We start from the raw sequence: 21,337 nt of genomic DNA on the forward strand, positions 1-21,337 counted from the left end.
TCTCCTTATACTATTACTTTCAATAATATTATATTAAAAATTGTTCCTTTTCCAAGTTCGCTTTCTGCTGTTATACTACCACCATGTGCTTCTATTATCTTTTTACTTAATGATAATCCAATTCCTATACTCTTAGGATTTATAGAATTTTTACCTTTATAAAATCTTTTAAATATATTTTTAAGTTCAGATTTTTCAATTCCTTCCCCATTATCGCTTATTGTAATACTAATAAATATAGGTGTTTCTTCAAGTATAATTTTGATTTTCCCATTGATATCTGTATGTTCTATAGCATTTTTTATTATATTACTTAAACTTTCAGCAATCCATTTTTTATCATGCAAATAATATCCCTCGCTATTAAAATCTAACTCTATACTTTGTTTTTTATTATTAGCACTTACTTTTAATGGTTCTATAGCATACCTTATACTTTCACTAATTGGTATCATTTCTTTATTATAACTTACTGCATTACTTTCTATTCTTGCATATTTAAGTAGTGTTGTTATAAGCCAATCCATTCTATCTAATTGCTCAGACGTCATTTCTATAAATTTGCTTTTTGTTTCAATATCCATATTTTCATGATTTTTTAATATATCATTATAAGCTATTAAAGCTGAAAGTGGTGTTTTTAACTGATGTGATATATCATTTATTATATCTTTTAAATTTATTTTTTCATTTTTTAGATCTCTTAATGCATTTTCAAGTCTTTCTCCCATATGAATAAACTTATTATAAAATACATAAAAGTCACCTTCCTCAAATTTAAGTTCTGTAGAATTAAAATTTCCTTCAACCATTTCATCAGCTCTTTCACCCAACTTTTTTATATTATTAAATATTGGTGAAATAATCTTTAAAATTAATATCATAGCTACTATAAAAAATAATATCCATAATAATATTATAGTTAACTTCAAATTGCTATAACTATCCTTAAGAATTGGATTTTTTATTGGATTTAAATTTTCATTATAATAATATTTATCTAAAATATTGTTTCCTAATTCATAGTACTCATTTATATTTCCTTTAGTTATTATTGGAACTATTTCTTCTTCAATTTCAGGATTATTTTCAATTATTACTCCAACTAAAGCCGTATTTTGATCAATATATTTTTTATTTATATCATTAAACCAATTGTATGTTATAAAAATAAAAGCTGTTAAAAATACTAAAAAGGTTATAAGGCTAGTTATTATAATAAGTTTTACTTCCTTATTTTTAAGTAACCTCATATATTATACCTCCTTAGCTTCTTTAGCCCATCTATATCCTATTCCTCTTACTGTTTCTATGTATATAGGATTTTTTATATCATCTTCAACTTTTTCTCTTAATCTTTTTATATAAACTGTTAACGCGTTTCCATCAACAAAATTTCCATCAGTATCCCATAGCCTTTCTAATAATAAATTTCTTTCTAATACATTTCCCTTATTCTTTATTAAAAGCAATAATAGTTTATATTCAATAGTTGTAAGATCAATAACTTCTCCTTTTTTATAAACCTTATATTTTAATAATTCAACAGTTATATCCCCACTTATAATTCTATTACTATTTTCTTCTTTTTTAGGCGCTACTCCTCTTCTCCTTAAAACTGCATTTATTCTAGAAACTAATTCTTTAACTCTTATAGGCTTAGTTATATAATCATCTCCACCCATATCTAATCCCATAACTACATTTCCTTCTTCATCACATGCAGTCATAAATATTATAGGTATTTCACTATTTTCTCTTATTTCTTTGCAAAGTTCATATCCTGTTCCATCTGGTAGCATTACATCTAATAGTATTATGTTAAATTCATTATTTTTATATTTATCTCTAGCCTCACTTAAATTCTTAGCATGAACTACATCAAACCCTTCTTGCTTTAATGTATATTCCATTCCTAATGCTAATGGTAAATCATCCTCTACAAATAATATTTTTATCATATTTACTATTTCCCCTTTATTCTAAAATAGGAGCAGAAAGTTATTCTGCTCCTATCTTTTTATACTCAATTGAATAATTTACTAATCTTTCCTAATTAATCACTATATATATTATAACCTATTAATTTCACTTTATAAATAAGTTACTACTCAACATTTCTTATAGTTTCTACTAAGCTCATCTTTTTAAGTTTATTTAATGGAATTAATGATGCTATAAGAACTACCAATAAATTAATTATAAAACCTATAATAAAAGGTTGCCAGTAAATTTTGTTTGACATTGTAAAACCATATGATACCATTTTAACAACTAATAAAACTAATGGAATTGAAAGAACTCCTGCTAATATAGATGAAAATATACCATGTAATATACCTTCAAGTAAAACCATCTTAGTAAGCTGCCCTTCACTCATTCCAATTGTTCCTAACGTTCCAAATTCTTTCTTTTTAAGAAGTATATTAAGAGAAATAGTGTTTACAACATTAACTACTCCTATTAAGGTTATCATTACTATAAACCCATAAATAAATACATTTATTACATTCCACATTTCTTCATTACTTTGATTATCTTTATTTATATCACTAAATGTTATTTCATTATTTTCTGCTATATTATTAATCTTTTCTGCTGTTTTCTCAATAGACTTTTCATCATTTACATCTTTATATCTAAATCCAATAGTAGTACTATAATCATTTTCATCATAAAAGTTATTAAAACTATTAAAATTCATTATTATTTTAAATGTAGTACTAAAGTCATAATCAAATGGACTTCTATTTATTATTTTCTTAACTTTAAATTCTATAAAATCATTACTTGTTTTATCTTTTTCTAAATTTTCATTTACCTCATCTAAATTTTCTACCGCATGTACCTCAATAGAACTCCTAGCTACTTTAATAGTGTCTCCTTCTTTTAAATTAGTAAAATCAATATTTTCTAACTGCCCCTCTGCATTATAATTTGCCAGACTATTAACTATAACTACTTCGTCACTTTCTAAATTTCCATCAATCCCTAACTCATTTAATGCTTCATCACTATATCCTTCAATTTCTGCATTTTCTATTAAACTATTATCTAAAGTATTATACCTATAGTTCTTATATTTATCAGTTACTACATCTCCATCCAAATATAAATAAGGTATATATTTATTTGAAATTTTATATACATAATCAATACCATCTATTGATTTAACTTCATATTCAATCTTATCAATATTTTTATAAGGGTATAGCTTTCCGTGTGCTAAACTATTCTTTTTTATATAATCTAACTCATCTATTCTTTTCATATTTAATGTAGTAAATGTAATAAACATAATAAGTGAAATACTTAATGAAAGTATTGTTACTGTAAATCTTTTCGAATTTTTTCTTATATTTTTATAAGCTATCCATCCTTCTATTCCAAATATTTTTCTTATAATATTTCCTTTATAATACTTATTTTTTTCTTCTCCATTGTTTCCTTTAATAACACTTATAGGTGAAACTTTTCCTGCTTTCCTTGCTGGCCCAAAAGTTGCTAAAAATATCGTTAATACTCCTAATATTATTGTAAATAATATTATACTTGGATAAAATTTAACAACTAATTGTCCTCCTTCAAACATATTTGATATTTTACTATCTAATATCTTAACAGTTATCCAAACACCCAAAAATCCAAATATAGTACCAAATGGTATTGAAGTTAAACACATTAATAAGCCTTCTCTTATAACAATATTACTTACTTGCCTTGGAGTTGCCCCTACACTTCTAAGTATTCCAAACTGTGTCATTCTTTCAGTTACTGATATGTTTATAGCATTATAAATTAAAAATATAGTCGCTAATACAATTATAGCTAGTACAAAAATGACCATACCTTTAATTGCTGTATTTATACCAACATATGAACTTTCACCTTTTAAAGATAATAAGTCATTATTTATAGAAATATGATTAAATTTCCTCTCTAAATTAAAATTATCAAATTTTTCATTAACTAAGTCTGTTTTATTTTTATTATTAACTACTGTAAAAAATACATTATACTCCTTATTATCTTCAAGATTATCTAAAAGTGTTTCTCCTGAAAATACTGAATTACCAGTTTCATATTGCTCTTTAATAAAGCCTACAACTTTATATTCCTTATAATTATCAGTTAATACTTCATTTGCATCTTTATCATATTGAACTTCTCTTAATCTTACAGTATCTCCTATACTAATTCCTAAACCTTCTTTTGCATTATTATTTAAAATAAGCTCTTTACTACTCTTAGGATACTCTCCTTCTGTTAATTTTGTTGTAGTTATATCATTTGAATAAGTTGTATCTTGCTCTGTTATATAAATACTATTTTCGCCTTTTCCTTCTAATGTTAACTTTCCTAAAACTACATTGGCAATTGTACCTACCTTTTCTAGATCAACATCATTTCTTAGTATCTTTACTACCTCTGCATTGACACTTGAAAATCCAAATTCATAATCCCCATTATTATCTATAGCTCTATCATACATGTAATCATTAAAACTTAATCCTAGAAATCCAACTCCACTAATAAGTGATAATGAAAGAATTATACCTATAATAGTAAATAATGTTCTTTTCTTATTTTTCTTTAAATATTTTAAAGTAATATCACTATAACTTTTCATTATTTATTCACCTCATCAGTAGTGATTTGTCCATCCTCAATAGTAATAACCCTATCTGCAGATTTTGCTATATTAATATCATGTGTAATTAAAATTAATGTTTGATTATATTTTTTTGCACAATATTTTAAAAGTTCTAATACTTCCTTTGAATTTTTAGAATCAAGATTTCCTGTAGGTTCATCTGCTAAAATAATTGATGGCTTATTAGCTAAAGCTCTTCCTATAGAAACCCTTTGCTGCTGTCCTCCTGATAACTCTGATGGATGATGATTTCTTCTTTCTTCTAATCCTAATAATTTCAAAAGCTCATTCATATAATTTTTATCTATCTTTCCATTATCTAAAAGAACTGGCATTTCAATATTTTCTTCTGCAGTTAAAACTGGTATTAAGTTAAAAAATTGAAATACAAATCCTAACTTTCTTCTTCTTAAAATTGCTAATTCTTTTTCCTTTAATTTATAAATACTTTCTCCTTTTATTATTACTTCTCCAGAACTAGGTTTGTCTACTCCACCAATTAGGTGTAACAATGTACTTTTTCCAGATCCAGATGGTCCAACTATTGCAACAAATTCTCCTTGTTCTATATTTAAATTTATATTTTTTAAAGCCTTAACTTCTGCTTCTCCACTACCATATACTTTACTTAAATTCTTTACTTCTATAAGTGCCATAACCTGCTCTCCCCTTAATTTTTTATTATAGCTACATTATAAAATCTAAATATTACATTACTATAAATTCAATTATTACAATTTATTAATATTAAACATAATAAAAGTGAAGTAGATTTATTTTTTACTTCACTTTTACAACTTATGCTAATTTACTCTTACTATCGCTTCTATTAAAGTCATTATATTTTTCTAATTCTTCTATAGATTTTCCTTCAATATATATTTCATACCATAAACAAAACATAAATACTGTCCAAACCTTTCGTGAGTTGTCTTTTTTCCCTTGGATATGCTCATCTAATAAATTAATTACATATTTCTTATTTATTAATTTATCAACCTCTGCATTATTAATAACTTTCCTAACGTATTTTCCTAAATCACTTTTTAACCATACTCTTATAGGTGTTGGAAATCCAAGTTTTTTCTTATCTTTAATATAAGGAGGCACTATATTCTTAAATGCTTCTCTTAATAAAATCTTTGTATTATTTCTACTTACCTTTTGTGATAATGTTAAACCTTCTGCACATCTTAAAACTTCTTTATCTAAAAATGGTACTCTTAGTTCTAAAGAGTGTGCCATAGACATTTTGTCAGCTTTTAATAAAATATCTCCTTCTAACCAAGTATTTATATCTATATATTGCATAGTGGTAACATTATCATAATTATTATTATCGCACTCCTCATATAAACTAGATAAAACATTACTATACGTATTATTTTCATCATATTTATATATTAAGTTTTTTACCTCTTCATTAGTAAATATTTTAGCATTTCCTATATATCTGTCTTTTAGCTTAGTAGTACCCCTTAACAAATAATTTTTTCCCTTTATATCTGGAAGTGATTTAGCTATCTTATTAACCTCACATTTTATTACTTCTGGTAAATATGAAAATGGCTTAATACTATAATATTCCTTATAAATATTGTATCCTCCAAACAACTCATCTGATCCCTCACCAGATAAAACTACTTTTACATACTTTCTAGCTTTCTCTGATAATAAATAAATGCCAACGCAAGATGGATCTGCTAATGGATCATCCATATAATATGCTACCTTTGGTAATGCCTTTATATAATCCTGTTCAGATACATTTATTGATATGTTTTCTATACCTAAGTATTCTGCTGTTCTCTTTGCAACATTTAATTCATTATAGCCTTCAACATCAAACCCAATAGAAAAAGATTTAATTTTAGGGTTAATCTTTGCTGCTAATGCTGTAATAATAGTAGAGTCTATTCCTCCAGAAAGAAAAGTCCCAACTTCAACATTTGCTATCATATGATGCTTTACAGAATCATTTATAATATCATAAATATTTTCTGATGTTATATCTTTATTATTAAATTTAACACTATTATATTTTCTAAATTCTATTTCGCCATTTTTTATTGTAAAATATGTTCCATTTGGAACCTCTTTAATTCCATTGATGATAGTATTATAATTAGGTGTATATTGAAATGATAAATAATTTTGCAATACAGCCTCATCTACATTTACCTTATCAATTAATTTTATTAAAGCCTTATATTCAGATGAAAATGCTATAAACTCTTCATTATTTATATAATATAAAGGCTTTATTCCAAAATGATCTCTAGCACCAAATATTATATTTCTTACTTCATCATATATAATAAATGTAAACATTCCTCGTAACTTATCTAAACATTTTTCACCATAATTAATATATGATGTTAAAAGAACTTCAGTATCTGAATTAGTAATAAATTTATTACTTTTTCTTAGCTCTGTTCTTAATTCTTTATGATTATATATTTCGCCATTAAATACAATTGTTCTATTTTCCTTTTTAAATGGCTGATTACCACCTTCTAAATCTATTATACTTAATCTATCGAATCCAAATGCAATATTATTTTTTATGAAATATCCTGTATCATCTGGCCCTCTATGAATTATCTTTTCTGTTAATTGTCTTATAAGTAATTGATCAGCTTTTTTATTTTTATAATATATGGATATATAACCGCACATTTTATCATCCCCTAGTTTTATTAAAATTTTAAAATAATATAATTATTTTCTCTAATTATTATTGCCATATTTTTCATTTTCATTTCATGTTTTCCATTATTAATTTTAATTTTTTTATTAATCTTTTCTTAATCTCATATTAAGAAAAGATTAATAAAACCTTTAATTTTCAAAAAAGGATGAAGTAATTTTAAATCACTTCATCCTTTTATTATTTAAATTTTACTGATTTATAAATATAAACTCCAATACTTCCAAATAATATAAGCAAAGATATAGGTAGAAACACTATTGATAAACTCTTACTATTATTCATTGCTATGATTGTACTAATTTGAATATAAAGAAATATAGCTAATATCTCAACATTAATAATCTTTATAAACGTTGATGCCATTGAATATTGTTTATCCTTATTTATAGGGGTTATTTCAATACAATAATTACAGACTTGAGGATACTTAGATAATATAGCTAGCACTATATAAGATATTATTACTATAGGTAGTAATATAAATAATGTATTTTTAGAACCATATGCATCAATCTCCCCATTAAAATTAAAATGAGTTGGCACTATATCAGGTGCTTTGCTCCAATAAATAAAGGTTATAATTATTAAAGCCATAACTAAAATTAATCCTACTATATCAAGGCACTTATTTATATTTTTATATGGATATTCACTTTTCCATTTATCCATTATTACCCCTCCATAAATACTATAATTACTCTATATTATATTAATTAGCAATAGAAAAATAACGTAAACCAAATTCATATTTCTAAGTTATTTATTTTAATTACACTCTAATAAGAATTATAAATCAATTCCTTCTTGTAACATACTTTTAAATTCTCCCCAACTTACAAACTTTCCTCCCATACTCTCTAAGTGATTAGTATGCATTTGACAATCTAAAAATAAATAATTTTCCCTTTCAAGCTTTTTACAAATACTTATTAAAGCTACTTTAGATGCATTTGTTTCTATTGAAAACATACTTTCACCAAAAAAACATCTTCCTATTTTAACTCCATAAAGCCCCCCTACAAGTTTACTTTCCTTATATACTTCAACACTTAAAGCAAATCCCTTATTAAATAAGTTTATATAAGCTTCTTTCATATCATCAGTAATCCATGTTCCTTCACCTTTTTCTCTAAGTGCTTTACAATTACTTATTACACCTTCAAAATCATTATTAAAAGTAACTTTAAATTCACCTCTATTAAAAACTCTTTTCATTGACTTTGATATTCTTACTTCATTTGGTTTTATAATAAATCTAGGCTTTGTACACCACCATAATATCGGATCATCCTCATTGTACCAAGGAAATATTCCATTACAATAAGCTAATACAAGTCTTTCCCATCTTAAATCTCCACCTATGGCTAATAATCCATCCTCTTCAGCTAATTCTGGATTTGGAAACATTATTTCATCAGTTAATTGATATATTGGCATAATATCTTCCTTTCAATCAAATATTTAATAATCTTAAAGTATCATAATATTAAAATGTATAAAAGATAAAAATTTCAATTTATAGTTTATCTAATTTATACACACTTTTAACTACCATCAATTAAAATTTAATGATATTATATTAATTAGGAAAATTTATCCATTTAATATTTAGGAGGGAAATAACATGTTTCTTTATAACAATGAAACTGAAAAAAAAGAAAATACAAAGGATTTACCTGATATAGCTATGGAAAAACTACTAAAATCAAGAACAATAATCATTTCTGGTGAAATTAATCAAGCCTTAGCCGAAAAAGTTTGTGCTCAACTTCTAATCCTTGAAGAAATGAGTAATGATCCAATTAAAATTTTTATAAATAGCCAAGGTGGCCATGTAGAATCTGGTGATACAATTCATGATATGATTAAATTTGTTAAACCTAGAGTTATAATGATAGGAACTGGTTGGGTTGCAAGTGCTGGAATAACTATATACCTAGCTGCAGATAAAGAAAATAGATATTCATTACCTAATACTAGATATATGATTCATCAACCTTTAGGCGGTTTTAACGGTCAAGCTACAGATATAGGAATTGAAGCTAAAGAGATATTAAGAGTTCGTCAAAGAATAAATACAATTATAAGTGAAGCCACAGGGCAACCTATAGAAAAAGTTAATAAAGATACTGATAGAAACTATTGGTTAAATGCAGAAGAAGCTCTAGACTATGGAATAATTAATAAAATAATATCAAGTCATTCCCAATTGGAATAATTATAATAAAAAGAAGCTTATTATAAAGTAATTATATTATTTATAATAAACTTCTTTTATTTATATTTTTATTTAAATATCTATTTACTCATAAGTAAATGCAATTCCCCGTTTCCCAACATAACTGTAGTATGCTCTGATATTGGCTTTTCTAATGATATTTCAACTTTAGGAGAATCTTTAGTAAACTCTACATAGTACTTTAAAGCTCTACTTTCATTTTCTATAATCATGAAAATCATAGGCTCATTAGGAGTTTGTAATTTTAAAATCATAGTTTTTCCTGAACTTTGTGAAAAGTGATATATCCCGCCTTGTAAATATTCGCCATAGGGGGTTCATCATTAACACTTGCATTTACTACTATTGTTGATGTTATAAAAATCATAGCAACTATGATTAATTTATTTTATACTGCTTTTAATTTACTCTTCTCTTGCTGTTTATTATTTCTCTTATTTATAAGATAATCCACAATAATAGCTATTGCACCATCTCCAGTAACATTAGTTGCAGTTCCAAAACTATCTTGAGCTGCATGTAATGCAATCATAATTGGTTTTTCTACAGCTCCAAACCCAAGCATTGATTCAAGTAATCCTAAGGCAGCCATAACGCCCCCTCCTGGTACCCCTGGTGCTGCAATCATCGTAACTCCTAACATAAATATAAATGGCATTATCATTCCAAAAGTAGGAGTTTGTCCATTCATATACATAACTGCCATAGAAGTAAGAACTAAAGTAATAGTATCACCTGCTAAATGTATTGTTGCTCCTAAGGGGACAACGAAATCTAAAACTTCCTCACTAACTTCATTATTTTTAACACATTGAATTGTTACTGGAATTGTTGCTGCTGAAGATTGAGTTCCTACGGCAGTCATGTATGCTGGAATCATATTTTTTATTAATTTAAAAGGATTTTCTCTTTTAATAGCTCCTGCAATGCAATATTGAATAAATATATATGTTAATTGTAATGAAAATAATATTACATATACTACTCCAAAAGATTTTAATGTATTAAATATTTCACCACTATAACTTAGCTTTGCAAAAACACATCCAATATAAAGTGGAACTAACGGTATTAATACATTAGTAACGATCATTAAAACAATTGAATTAAATTCATCTACTACTTTCAACATTGTACTATTTTTAATTTTAGATAAACCTATACCAAGTACAAATGCTAATACTAATGCAGACATTACTCCCATTATTGCTGGTATTTCTATATTGAAATATGGTTCTATAGATTTTCCAGCTTCACTTAATGCAACTTCACTTTTTATTAGATTAGGTAATATTCCTGCTCCAACTAAATACGCTGCAAATCCAGCTGCTAATGTAGAAATATATGCTACTATCGTAGTTATTATAAGCCCTTTCCCTGATTTACTTCCTAATGATGCTATTCCTGGAACTATAAATCCAATAATAATTAAAGGAATTACAAATGATAAGAAGTTTCCAAATAAGTTACTAAAAGTAGCTAACATCTTCACTGGAACTTGAAAATTATTTGCCCCACATAATAATCCAATTCCAATTCCTAATACTAAACATAATACTATTCTTGTAATTAAAGATAGTTTTTTCATTAAATATCCCCCTTGCTGTCCTTCATAAAAAAACATATGTCCTTTTATTAAATTCACTATAACCCATTTTTTAACTATTGTCAAATTAATTTACAAAAAAATCTATAATAACGATAAATTTATCATTATTATAGATTAATTAATTTCTGTTATATTAATATTAATTAACTATTTTTTAAAAGAAAATCATTTTTAGTGCAAAAATAATTAAAGTTATTCCTCCAAAAAAATTAGCATACTTTTCTATAAATTCTATCTTTCTTATATATCTACATAAATAAAATGCAAAAGAACATAATATTAATGTTATAAATCCAACAATAGAACAGTCACTTATCATCATTAGAGCATTACTTATGTAATTAAACCCCGTAAAACCTATAACAAAAGCATCAATACTAACAGATATTCCAAGTATTAATACCATTCCCTTCTTTAATAATAATGTTTCATCTTCTCCAGCATTTTCAAATCCTTCTTTTATCATTAATATACCTACTACAGCTATTGCAACACCACCAACTATATTAGGGATTGTTGCTATATACTTTTCAAATAAATGACCTCCTATACCACCTAAAAGAAAGAATAAAAATTGAAATATTGCAAAAGACATAATGAAAGCTATTTTACTTTTACGCATAACCTTAGGATTCACCCCAATGCTAACAGTTACTCCAACAGCATCCATAGCTAAAGCAATTCCCACTATAATTACATCCTTTAAATTCATACTCCCCCACCTTTACATTATTTGTATAATTTTATTATTAATTTTATCAACCTATGATTCATAGTGTAAATTTTATTTTTTTACATCTTTTATTTAATACTATTTTGTTGTATAGTATATATTGTATTAAAAATAGAGCAAAATAGTATATCACATTAATGTCTATTTTCTAGTATTTAATGTATGTTTTTAATTAATTTGAACTTTAAAGGAGAGTATTTTAATGGCAAATTGTATCATAGCACAATCTGGAGGTCCTACAGCAGTTATAAATTCAAGTGTTGTTGGATTAGTTGAAGCAAATAATACTTTAGGGATTTTTGATAAAGTTTATGCAGGTTTAAATGGAATTGAAGGAATTTTAAATGGTAATATAATAGAACTTTCATCATTTTCTCAAGATGATATAAATAGATTTAGATATACACCTTCATCTGGTTTAGGTTCTTGTAGATATAAAATGAAAAAACTTGAAGAATCAACTGAAGAATATGATAGACTACTTGAAATATTAAAAGCTAATGATATTAAAGCTTTCTTTTATGTTGGTGGTAATGATTCTATGGATACTACTGCTAAACTAAGTGCTTATGCAAAAGAAACTGGAATAGATGTTAAATTTATAGGTATACCTAAAACTATAGATAATGATTTAATGTACACTGATCACACTCCTGGTTTTGGTAGTGCTGCTAAGTTTATTGCAACAAGTGTACTTGAAACTTACCTAGATTCATCTGTGTACATAAATAATGGAATATTTATTTTAGAAACTATGGGACGTGATACGGGGTGGCTAGCTGCATCTGCTGCATTAGCTAAATTAAACGGAAAACAAGTGGCAGATTTCATTTATTTACCTGAAACTGCTTTTGATGTAGATAAATTCTTATCTGATGTTAAAAATAAATTTGAAGAACAAAATCAAGTTTATATAGTTGTCTCTGAAGGAATAAGAACTGCTGAAGGAAAATTTGTTGCTGAAGCTCACGCTCAAGCTCATGATAAATTTGGCCATGCCCAATTAGGTGGTGTTGGTACTTACTTAAAAAACTTAATAATATCTTCTGGTATAACTAGTAGAGTTAAATCTTTAGAACTTGGAGTACTCCAAAGATGTGCTATGCACTGTGCTTCTAACATAGATTTACAAGAAGCTTATGAAGTTGGATATGAAGCATTAAGACAATCTAGTCTTGGCAAATGTGGATATATGATAGGAATAAAAAGAGAAAATAACGAACCTTATAAATCTTCTTACTTCCTAATCGAAGCTGATAAGGTTGCTAATAATGTTAAGTACTTCCCAACTGAATGGATAAATGAGGCTGGAAATAACTTAAAAGAAGAAGCCTTAGATTATTTAACTCCTTTAGTTTCTGAAATTCCAGATATAATTTCAGCTTCACCAATGCCATCATTTAAAGTCTTTAACAAATAAAATATTGTTCCCCACGTGGATACTAAAAATTAATGATTTTTCTTATTAAATATAGCAGAAGTCGTTATCTTTAAAGGGGATCGCTCAGAAAATTGTATCTTTTATCTTAAAAGCCAGTGATATAGAAAAATTGATTATATTATCGGAGGGAAAATTATATAATGAACTTTAGAATTTAATTATTATTAGAATAAAATCTGCGTTAAGAAGCTGAGGGAATGAAATGACTTTCGAAGCTTTAGCAGATTTTATGGAAATAATAATATAAATTCTTAGTGAAATTATATTCCTTCACGGAGATTATATAATCAATTTTTCGGCATCACAGCATTTAAGCCTTAACGAACAATTTAGTTATTTTGCATAGCGTCTACAGAGATATTCAATTGTATCTAAGAATATATTAGCTTCTTTTTTGCTATTGTATATTCCTAAACTTACCCTAACTAGTCCTGGGGTTCCAACCTCACTCATATATCTTTGCAAATCATTATCTGCTATTCCAAGAACTCTTCTTGTATATGGATGTGCACAAAATCCGCCTTGTCTAACCCCTATCCCTCTTACTTTAGAAAGCGTTTCTCCAACTTCTTCATAAGTCATTCCATCAATATTAAATACTAAAATTCCTAATCTATCATTTATATTTTCATTATCCCCATATAAAATTATCTTTTCAAAGCTCTTTAATTCTTTAATTAAATATGCTAATAATTCTTTTTCATTATTTTCAATTATTTTAAATCCTATTTTATCCATTTCTCTAAGAGCTTCTGATATTGCTATAGCACCGAAAAGGTTTGGAGTACCTGCCTCATTTTTTTCTGGTGTATCTAGCCATAGATGACGATCATCAAGTACAATTTGAACAGTTCCACCACCTGATGAAGCTGGTTCTTTTTTATTAAAGACTTCTCTTAAACCAATAATTACTCCACTTCCAAATGGAGCATATATCTTATGACCAGAAAACACTAAAAAATCTATATTTTCACTAGCATCTTCTTGTATCATAGATATTTTTTTATGTGGAATTAATTGGGCAGCATCAACAATTATTTTAGCTCCATATTTATGAGCTGACTTTGCTACTCTTTTTATATCATTTACGTAACCAGTAACATTAGATGCACCTGTTATAGTAACATATTTAACTTTTTCTTGATACTTATCTAATAGATATTCTATTTCTTCTATTCTAACTCTACCATCTTTATCTACTTCAACATGTCTTAAATCACACTTACTTCTCCAAGGTAGATCATTTGAATGATGTTCCATTCTAGTTGTAATTACTATATCATCCGTATTATCAATTAAAATATTAGATAATTTATTTAACCCATCAGTAGTATTACCAACAAAAAATGCTGTATAGATATCCTCCGGTGCATTAAAATATTCTAGTATATATTTTCTAGAACTTTCGTATAAATCACTACAATACTGAGATTTTTTACCATCCCCTCTTGCAATTGACCCATAATATTCACTAGTTTCTAATACTTTTTTCATAACTCTTTTAAAAGGTGGAGTGGTAGCTGCATTATCAAAATTTATAGGAATTAATCTTCCTTTTCCATCTACATTAACCTTTTTATCCAACCCTATAAATAGTTTTCTTAAATCATCTATATTTTCCTTATGCATAATAATCCCCTCCACTATAATATATTCCTTGATTTATCTATTGTGATTATCTAAACACATTATATTCTTCAATTGTAATATACCTCTCATTATAGTCATATTCTATAAAGTAACATATGTGTTTAAAATACATATATTATTAATAAATTATTATTTGGAGGGTAACAATGAGTTCCAAAAAAAATAATGTTGAAAAATATAATAATAATAATAATGATAATAACGATGATTTAACTTTTATACCTTTAAATATTGATTCATCTTTAGCACCTAATAGTACAAAATTTCCATTGCAAATAGAAGGAATTTCTGTAACTAAAACTTTAGGTACCATATCATTAGGTTTTCCAAACTTAAATATTAACCCAACTCCAATGCCTTTAACAACAAACCCAATGATTGAACTAGCTCCACTTACACCTTATCCTAAAAATATACCAACTATTGATTCAAATGAATCTTTAAACACAAAAAATAATAACATTAATACTAATAATAAAAATAATAGCATTAATACTAATAATAAAAATAATAACATTAATACTAATAATACAAATAATACTACTACTGGCTTGGAGTATCCATCAGAACTAGACGATAGCTTTCTTTATTCATATAATGAGCCAAAAGTTAATGAAAGATATATAGACGATTCTATTAATATACTAGATATTTTAAGAAACTTTGATATGTCATTAGACTTTTCCTCATCTGAATCAAGAAAAAATAATTGTACAGAAGATGAAGTTAATAAAATATTTGCCTTAATAGAAAAAGATAATCCTGGAATATTAGCGACTATGAAAGCTTACAGGGTTCCTTATCCTATTACTAAATTATTAATAAAAAAAATAATAAAAATATCTCTTGATAACTATAAAAGGTAGGTGCCTTATATGGAACAATTTTCAAAATCACTTCCTCCAATTGAGCCTAGTTTAAGAATTCTTCATGCAGTACCTAATGCCCCAAATGTTGATGTTTATCTAAATGGCTCTCTTATAACAAGTAACTTAGCCTTTGGAAAAATATCTAAATATAGTCAATTATTATCTGGAGAATATGAATTTCAACTATTCAAAGCTGGCACTTATGTCAAGCCTTTATTAAGTCAAAATATTCAATTAATAGCTAATGCTAACTATACAGTTTCAATAGTTACATTATCCAATAATTTGTATTTATTTAGGCTAAAGGATGATAATGTTCCTATAAATAAATCTAAGTCATTTTTGAGATTTATTAATTTATCTTCAAACGCACCTTTACTTACTTTAGGATTACCTAACGGTATTATACTATTTAATCAAGCTGAATATTTAGAAACTACGGGATATTATCAATTATCCCCTGGAATATATAACTTTGAGATTCTCTTAGGAGCTTCTGAATCACCTACAAAATATATTAAGAATGTTACATTAGATGGTGGAAAATTCTATACTATCTATATTATAGGACTATTTAATGGTAAGCCACCACTTGGCTATCTCTTTGTAGATGATGCAATCTAAAAAAAGGAGTTGTTGAAAAACATCTCCTTTTTTTAATTTGATATAGATTTACTATAATAGTATAATTATAAGGAAAACTTCGTCTAACTGGAGGAAATTATGATAATACTAAGTTGTAAAGATATATGCAAAAGTTACGGAATACGCGATGTCCTTAAAGATATTACTTTTTCAATCAATGAAGGTGATAAAGTAGGAATTATTGGTGCTAATGGTGAGGGAAAATCAACCCTTTTTAAAATAATAACTAAAGAAATATCTCAAGATTCTGGTGAAATATTTATAGATAAAAATAAAACTTTAGGTTATTTATCACAAAATTTAGCATTAGACTCTGATAAAAATATTTATGAAGAAACTCTTTCTGTATTTGATGAGCTTCTAAACATTGAAGAAAGACTCTCATCCTTAGAAATAAAAATGAACGAACCTTATGATGAAAATAATGCTTCATATCATGACAAGCTTATAAAAGACTACACAACTCTTCAAGATATATATTCACATAAAGGTGGTTATATCTACAAAGGTGAAATATCAAGAGTATTAAAAGGACTTGGATTTACTGAAGATGACTTTTATAAATCTATAAATACTTTAAGTGGTGGACAAAAAACAAGAGTTGCATTATGTAAATTACTATTACGTAAACCAGATATCATTTTACTTGATGAACCAACTAACCACTTAGACTTAGAAGCAATTAGTTGGCTAGAAGACTATATGAAAAACTATAAAGGAACTGTTTTAGTAATATCCCATGATAGATTCTTTTTAGATTCAGTAACAACTAGTACTTTTGAAGTTATTGCGGGAAAAGTTGAGTGCTATAATGTTCCTTATTCTAAATTTATAGATCTTAGAAAAAAGAACTATGAAGCAAAACTTAAAGCTTACAACCTTCAGCAAGCCGAGATTAAAAGACAAGAAGCAATTATTGAAAAATTCCGTTCATTTAATAGGGAAAAAAGTATAAGAGCTGCTGAAAGTAGAGAAAAGGCATTAGAGAAAATGGAAAGAATTGAAGCTCCAACACATGAAAAAGAAGGTTCTAAAATTAAATTTGAAGCTTCTATAAAAAGTGGGTATGACGTTTTACATATAGAAAATATGAATAAATCTTATGGTGAAAAAACATTATTCACAAATTTAAATATAGATTTAAAACGTGGTGAAAAAGTTGCTTTAATTGGTGAAAATGGTAGAGGTAAAACTACTCTTTTCAAAATAATAATGGATAAAGTGCAAGCAGATAAAGGTGTTAAAGTATTAGGTACTAACGTAAATGTTGGATATTATGATCAAGAACAGTCAGATTTAAATTTAGATAAAACAATATTAGATGAAGTTTGGGATGAGTTTCCTAACTTAACAACTTCTAAGCTTAGAAGTTATTTAGCCTCTTTCTTATTTACCGGTGATGATGTATTTAAAGTTATTAATACATTAAGTGGTGGAGAAAAATGTAGAATAAATTTATTAAAGCTTATGCTTTCTAAATCTAATTTACTTCTACTAGATGAACCTACTAACCACCTTGATATTATCTCTAGAGAAGCCTTAGAAGATGCTATATTAGAGTATGATGGAACTTTAATGGTTATATCTCACGATAGATATTTCTTAAATAAAGTAATTGGTCGTATACTTGAACTTAAAGAAGATGGTGTTGCTGAATACCTTGGTAATTATAGTTATTACCAAGAAAAAAAGCTTAACCCTACACGTTTTGAAGATTATGAAGAATTAGCTAATGGAAAAACTAAAACTCAACTTAAGGATGAAAAAAAGAAAAAGCGTGAAGCTGAAAAGGAAGCTAAAGCTCTTCAACTTAAAATTAAAACTCTAGAAAAAACAATTGCTGAAAAAGAAGATGAATTAACTAATTTACAAGAACAGCTTTGTTTAGAATCAATTTACTCTAATCCTTCTGAAAGTCAGCGAGTTAATAGTGAAATAAAAAAATTAGAAGATAATATTTCTCAACTTTATGAAGAATGGGAAAATCTAGTTTAGGTAATAATTAAATAAAAAAAGTCGGCAGTGCCGACTTTTTTATTAACTTATTACAAAATAAAATTTAGACTCTTCTATATATTTTTATATAACCTTTGCTGTTTCAAGTATTCTGGTATTTTTCCTATGCAGTTTCTGCCATATTTTGCTTAACTACATCTTTAGAAAAATTATTTACTATAGCTTTTCTTATCATATCTACCGGAATAATTGTAATTGCCATAAATATTATAACTAACCAATTACTTATAGAGATTGGCGTACAACTAAACATTTCTCCCCCAATAATTGTTAACAATCCTTGAACTAATATTATTATTCCCATTACCTTTAGGAAGCTCATATTTTCATTTATATGCTCAAATATGTTAGAATTTTCACTTCTTACATTAAATCCATTAAATACTGCACAAAGTACAAACATTGAGAAATATGCTGTCATATGCTCTTCTGTATCAGCAAACATTTTTATAAAATATGGAGCTTTCAAAAATACAAAGCTTAATATTGTTACCCATGCCCCTGCAAATATAATTTGATTCATCATCTTACTAGAAACTATACTTTGAGTTCTTGATTTAGGCTTTTCAAGCATATATTTCTTAAGTGCTGGTTCAGAACCTAAAGCTAATGCTCCAAGGCCATCCATAACTAAATTAATCCAAAGTATATGAGTAATTTTTAAAGGTTCTTCAATTCCAAAGAATGGTGCAATAGCACATACAGCAACAGCTCCAACATTTATAGTTAATTGGAATTTTATAAACTTTAAAATATTATTATAAATTGTTCTACCATATAAAATAGCATTTTCAATTGATTTAAAGTTATCATCTAATATTACTATTGAACCTGCCTCTTTAGCTACATCTGTACCACTACCCATTGCAAAACCAACGTCTGCTCTCTTTAATGCAGGAGCATCATTAACACCATCACCAGTCATACCACATACAAGATTTAGTTCTTGAGCAATCCTTACCATTCTTGATTTATCTGTTGGTAATGCTCTAGCTATTACTCTTAAATTAGGTATAATGGCTTTTACTTCTTCATCAGACATCTTATTTAATTCCTCTGAAGTTAAAGCAACATCTGTATCAGATCTTAACAATCCAGCTTCTTTTGCAATTGCAACTGCTGTTTCTTTTCTATCACCAGTTATCATTACAACTTGAACACCTGCATTTTGAACTTCTTCAATGGCTTGTTTAGCTTCTACTCTTACATCATCACGAATCCCTACAAATCCAACAATAATTAAATCATCTGGAAGAGTATCTTCTACTAATTCACTTTCACTATAAGCAAATGATAAAACTCTCATAGCCCTTACTGCTAATTCATCTATCTTGGTATTAATCTTATTCTTATTTATCTCAACTACATTTCCGTTTTCATCTAACATTTTTGTAGCTTTTGCAAGTAGCCTTTCTGGAGCACCCTTATACACTGTTTTTCCGCCTAGTTGACTTGCCGAATATTTGTTAGCAGAATTAAACCCTTGTGATTTTTCAACAACTATATCCGCTAATTTTGACATTTCTTTTTGTGTTAAAAAGTCAAGTAATGCTTTATCAGTAGCATTTCCTCCAACAACTTTACCATTTGCATCAAACATTGCTCCAGTATTTTTACCAATACAAAGCTTCATCATTTCTTTTACTTTAGATCCATCTTTATAAGTATCTTTTAAATTTCCATCAAAAAATTCAACAACTTCTAATTGCCCCTTAGTAATTGTCCCCGTTTTATCTGAAAATAATATATTTAATGACCCTGCCGTTTCAATACCAATTGGCTTTCTAACAAGTACATTATTTTGTAACATCTTAGAAGTATTTCTCATAAGAACAATTGCAATCATAAGAGGTAATCCCTCTGGAACTGCCATAACAACAATAACAACGGCTAACATAATTGCTTCTAATACATCTTTAAATATTAATACTCCACCAATTGCGAAATAATCGGTAAATCCACCTGCAACTAATATTTTATGTCCAAGTAATGCTAATGCAATAACAACTGAACCAATATAACCAAACATAGAAATTTGCTCTGCAAGTTTAGTAAGTTTTACCTTCAATGGACTTGCTACTTCTTCATCAGCCATATCAGCAGCCATAGCACCCATCATAGTCTTCATACCAACCTTAGTAACTTCCATAACTCCTTCACCATTAAATACTACTGCACCTCTAAATAAAGAGTGTGAATCAACAAAAGTATCTCCAGTTATATCTGCAGTCATAGCAATTTCTTTATAAGCTTTAGAATCTTCTACTGCAACTTTTTTACATTCTTCTGCTTCACCATTAAGAGCTGAATTATCTACTCTTAAATCTCCTTGATAAAGATATCCATCAGCTGGAATTTTATCTCCACTTTGAAGAATTACCATATCTCCTACAACAAGTTCATTTACTTCAATTTCAACAACTTTACCATCTCTATATACTTTACATACATCTTTTTTAGTAGAATCTTTTAACTTTCTATACTCGTTATCACTTGCAATTTCTGTTTTTGCAGAAATTCCAGTTACTAACAATACAGATATAGCTATACCGATTAGCTCTCCAAATTCAGCATATCCCATGAATGCCATTACTGCCATAATTGCTGCAATTGCTAATAATAACTTAATCATTGGATCATCAAATGCACCTTTAAATTTATCCCAAAATGTTTCTGGCTCTGCTTCATGGATTATATTATCCCCATAGAGCTTTCTACTTTCATCTACTTGCTTTTTATTAAGCCCTTTAATCATCCCATTCTCTCCT

At 27.2% G+C, this 21,337-nt stretch carries 17 protein-coding genes; 5 read left to right on the forward strand and 12 right to left on the reverse strand.

Features of this window, described 5'->3' with window-relative positions:
- Positions 1-5: 5 nt before the first annotated feature.
- From Q0G30_RS02790 to aat, 7 genes are all read right to left on the reverse strand, one after another.
- Complete coding sequence (locus Q0G30_RS02790) at positions 6-1,253, reverse strand: HAMP domain-containing sensor histidine kinase (protein ID WP_294386197.1); 1,248 nt, start codon at positions 1,251-1,253, stop codon at positions 6-8.
- Between the two features lie 3 nt (positions 1,254-1,256).
- Positions 1,257-1,961, reverse strand: coding sequence for a response regulator transcription factor (locus tag Q0G30_RS02795; protein WP_294386200.1), 705 nt, complete (start codon positions 1,959-1,961; stop codon positions 1,257-1,259).
- A gap of 146 nt (positions 1,962-2,107) precedes the next feature.
- On the reverse strand, positions 2,108-4,630 hold the full coding sequence (locus tag Q0G30_RS02800; RefSeq protein WP_294386203.1) for an FtsX-like permease family protein: 2,523 nt from the start codon (positions 4,628-4,630) through the stop codon (positions 2,108-2,110).
- Positions 4,630-5,310 carry an ABC transporter ATP-binding protein gene (locus tag Q0G30_RS02805; protein WP_294386208.1) on the reverse strand — a complete coding sequence of 227 codons (681 nt, stop codon included), beginning with the start codon at positions 5,308-5,310 and terminating at the stop codon, positions 4,630-4,632. Before Q0G30_RS02805 ends, Q0G30_RS02800 begins: the two co-directional genes overlap by 1 nt.
- A gap of 142 nt (positions 5,311-5,452) precedes the next feature.
- Positions 5,453-7,333, reverse strand: a complete 1,881-nt coding sequence (asnB, locus tag Q0G30_RS02810; RefSeq protein ID WP_294386211.1) for an asparagine synthase (glutamine-hydrolyzing) — start codon at positions 7,331-7,333, stop codon at positions 5,453-5,455.
- A gap of 211 nt (positions 7,334-7,544) precedes the next feature.
- On the reverse strand, positions 7,545-8,036 hold the full coding sequence (locus Q0G30_RS02815; protein ID WP_294386215.1) for a DUF1648 domain-containing protein: 492 nt from the start codon (positions 8,034-8,036) through the stop codon (positions 7,545-7,547).
- Between the two features lie 117 nt (positions 8,037-8,153).
- The gene (gene aat, locus Q0G30_RS02820; protein ID WP_195467781.1) at positions 8,154-8,804 is read right to left on the reverse strand and encodes a leucyl/phenylalanyl-tRNA--protein transferase; all 651 of its coding nucleotides are present in this window, start codon (positions 8,802-8,804) and stop codon (positions 8,154-8,156) included.
- A 187-nt stretch (positions 8,805-8,991) separates the two neighbouring features.
- Between aat and Q0G30_RS02825 the strand changes: the two genes are divergently transcribed.
- Complete coding sequence (locus tag Q0G30_RS02825; protein ID WP_294386219.1) at positions 8,992-9,585, forward strand: ATP-dependent Clp protease proteolytic subunit; 594 nt, start codon at positions 8,992-8,994, stop codon at positions 9,583-9,585.
- A gap of 80 nt (positions 9,586-9,665) precedes the next feature.
- On the opposite strand, the gene Q0G30_RS02830 is transcribed toward Q0G30_RS02825, so the two are convergent.
- The 3 genes from Q0G30_RS02830 to Q0G30_RS02840 form a co-directional block, all read right to left on the reverse strand.
- Positions 9,666-9,860, reverse strand: a complete 195-nt coding sequence (locus tag Q0G30_RS02830; protein ID WP_294386221.1) for a hypothetical protein — start codon at positions 9,858-9,860, stop codon at positions 9,666-9,668.
- A gap of 134 nt (positions 9,861-9,994) precedes the next feature.
- Positions 9,995-11,194: a dicarboxylate/amino acid:cation symporter gene (locus Q0G30_RS02835; protein WP_294386223.1), complete on the reverse strand. Its 1,200-nt coding sequence runs from the start codon at positions 11,192-11,194 to the stop codon at positions 9,995-9,997.
- A 175-nt stretch (positions 11,195-11,369) separates the two neighbouring features.
- Positions 11,370-11,927 (reverse strand): manganese efflux pump, encoded by a 558-nt coding sequence (locus Q0G30_RS02840; RefSeq protein WP_294386225.1) that lies wholly within the window; start codon positions 11,925-11,927, stop codon positions 11,370-11,372.
- A gap of 223 nt (positions 11,928-12,150) precedes the next feature.
- On the opposite strand from Q0G30_RS02840, the gene Q0G30_RS02845 reads away from it, so the two are divergent.
- Positions 12,151-13,368: a 6-phosphofructokinase gene (locus Q0G30_RS02845; protein WP_294386227.1), complete on the forward strand. Its 1,218-nt coding sequence runs from the start codon at positions 12,151-12,153 to the stop codon at positions 13,366-13,368.
- Positions 13,369-13,722: 354 nt separating this feature from the next.
- Here Q0G30_RS02845 and Q0G30_RS02850 read toward each other — a convergent pair whose 3' ends face one another.
- On the reverse strand, positions 13,723-15,018 hold the full coding sequence (locus Q0G30_RS02850; RefSeq protein ID WP_294386229.1) for an aminotransferase class V-fold PLP-dependent enzyme: 1,296 nt from the start codon (positions 15,016-15,018) through the stop codon (positions 13,723-13,725).
- A gap of 167 nt (positions 15,019-15,185) precedes the next feature.
- On the opposite strand from Q0G30_RS02850, the gene Q0G30_RS02855 reads away from it, so the two are divergent.
- From Q0G30_RS02855 to Q0G30_RS02865, 3 genes are all read left to right on the forward strand, one after another.
- Positions 15,186-15,905 (forward strand): hypothetical protein, encoded by a 720-nt coding sequence (locus tag Q0G30_RS02855; protein ID WP_294386231.1) that lies wholly within the window; start codon positions 15,186-15,188, stop codon positions 15,903-15,905.
- A gap of 9 nt (positions 15,906-15,914) precedes the next feature.
- Positions 15,915-16,532, forward strand: coding sequence for a DUF4397 domain-containing protein (locus Q0G30_RS02860; RefSeq protein WP_294386233.1), 618 nt, complete (start codon positions 15,915-15,917; stop codon positions 16,530-16,532).
- A 99-nt stretch (positions 16,533-16,631) separates the two neighbouring features.
- Entirely contained in the window at positions 16,632-18,548 is a 1,917-nt protein-coding gene (locus tag Q0G30_RS02865; protein WP_294386235.1) for an ABC-F family ATP-binding cassette domain-containing protein, read from the forward strand.
- 124 nt (positions 18,549-18,672) lie between these two features.
- Here the strand turns inward: Q0G30_RS02865 and Q0G30_RS02870 are convergent, their stop codons facing one another.
- Positions 18,673-21,324 (reverse strand): cation-translocating P-type ATPase, encoded by a 2,652-nt coding sequence (locus Q0G30_RS02870; RefSeq protein ID WP_294386237.1) that lies wholly within the window; start codon positions 21,322-21,324, stop codon positions 18,673-18,675.
- Positions 21,325-21,337 lie beyond the last annotated feature (13 nt).

Origin of the sequence: uncultured Clostridium sp., from assembly GCF_934754925.1 — a bacterium.
GTDB lineage: Bacteria > Bacillota > Clostridia > Clostridiales > Clostridiaceae > Clostridium.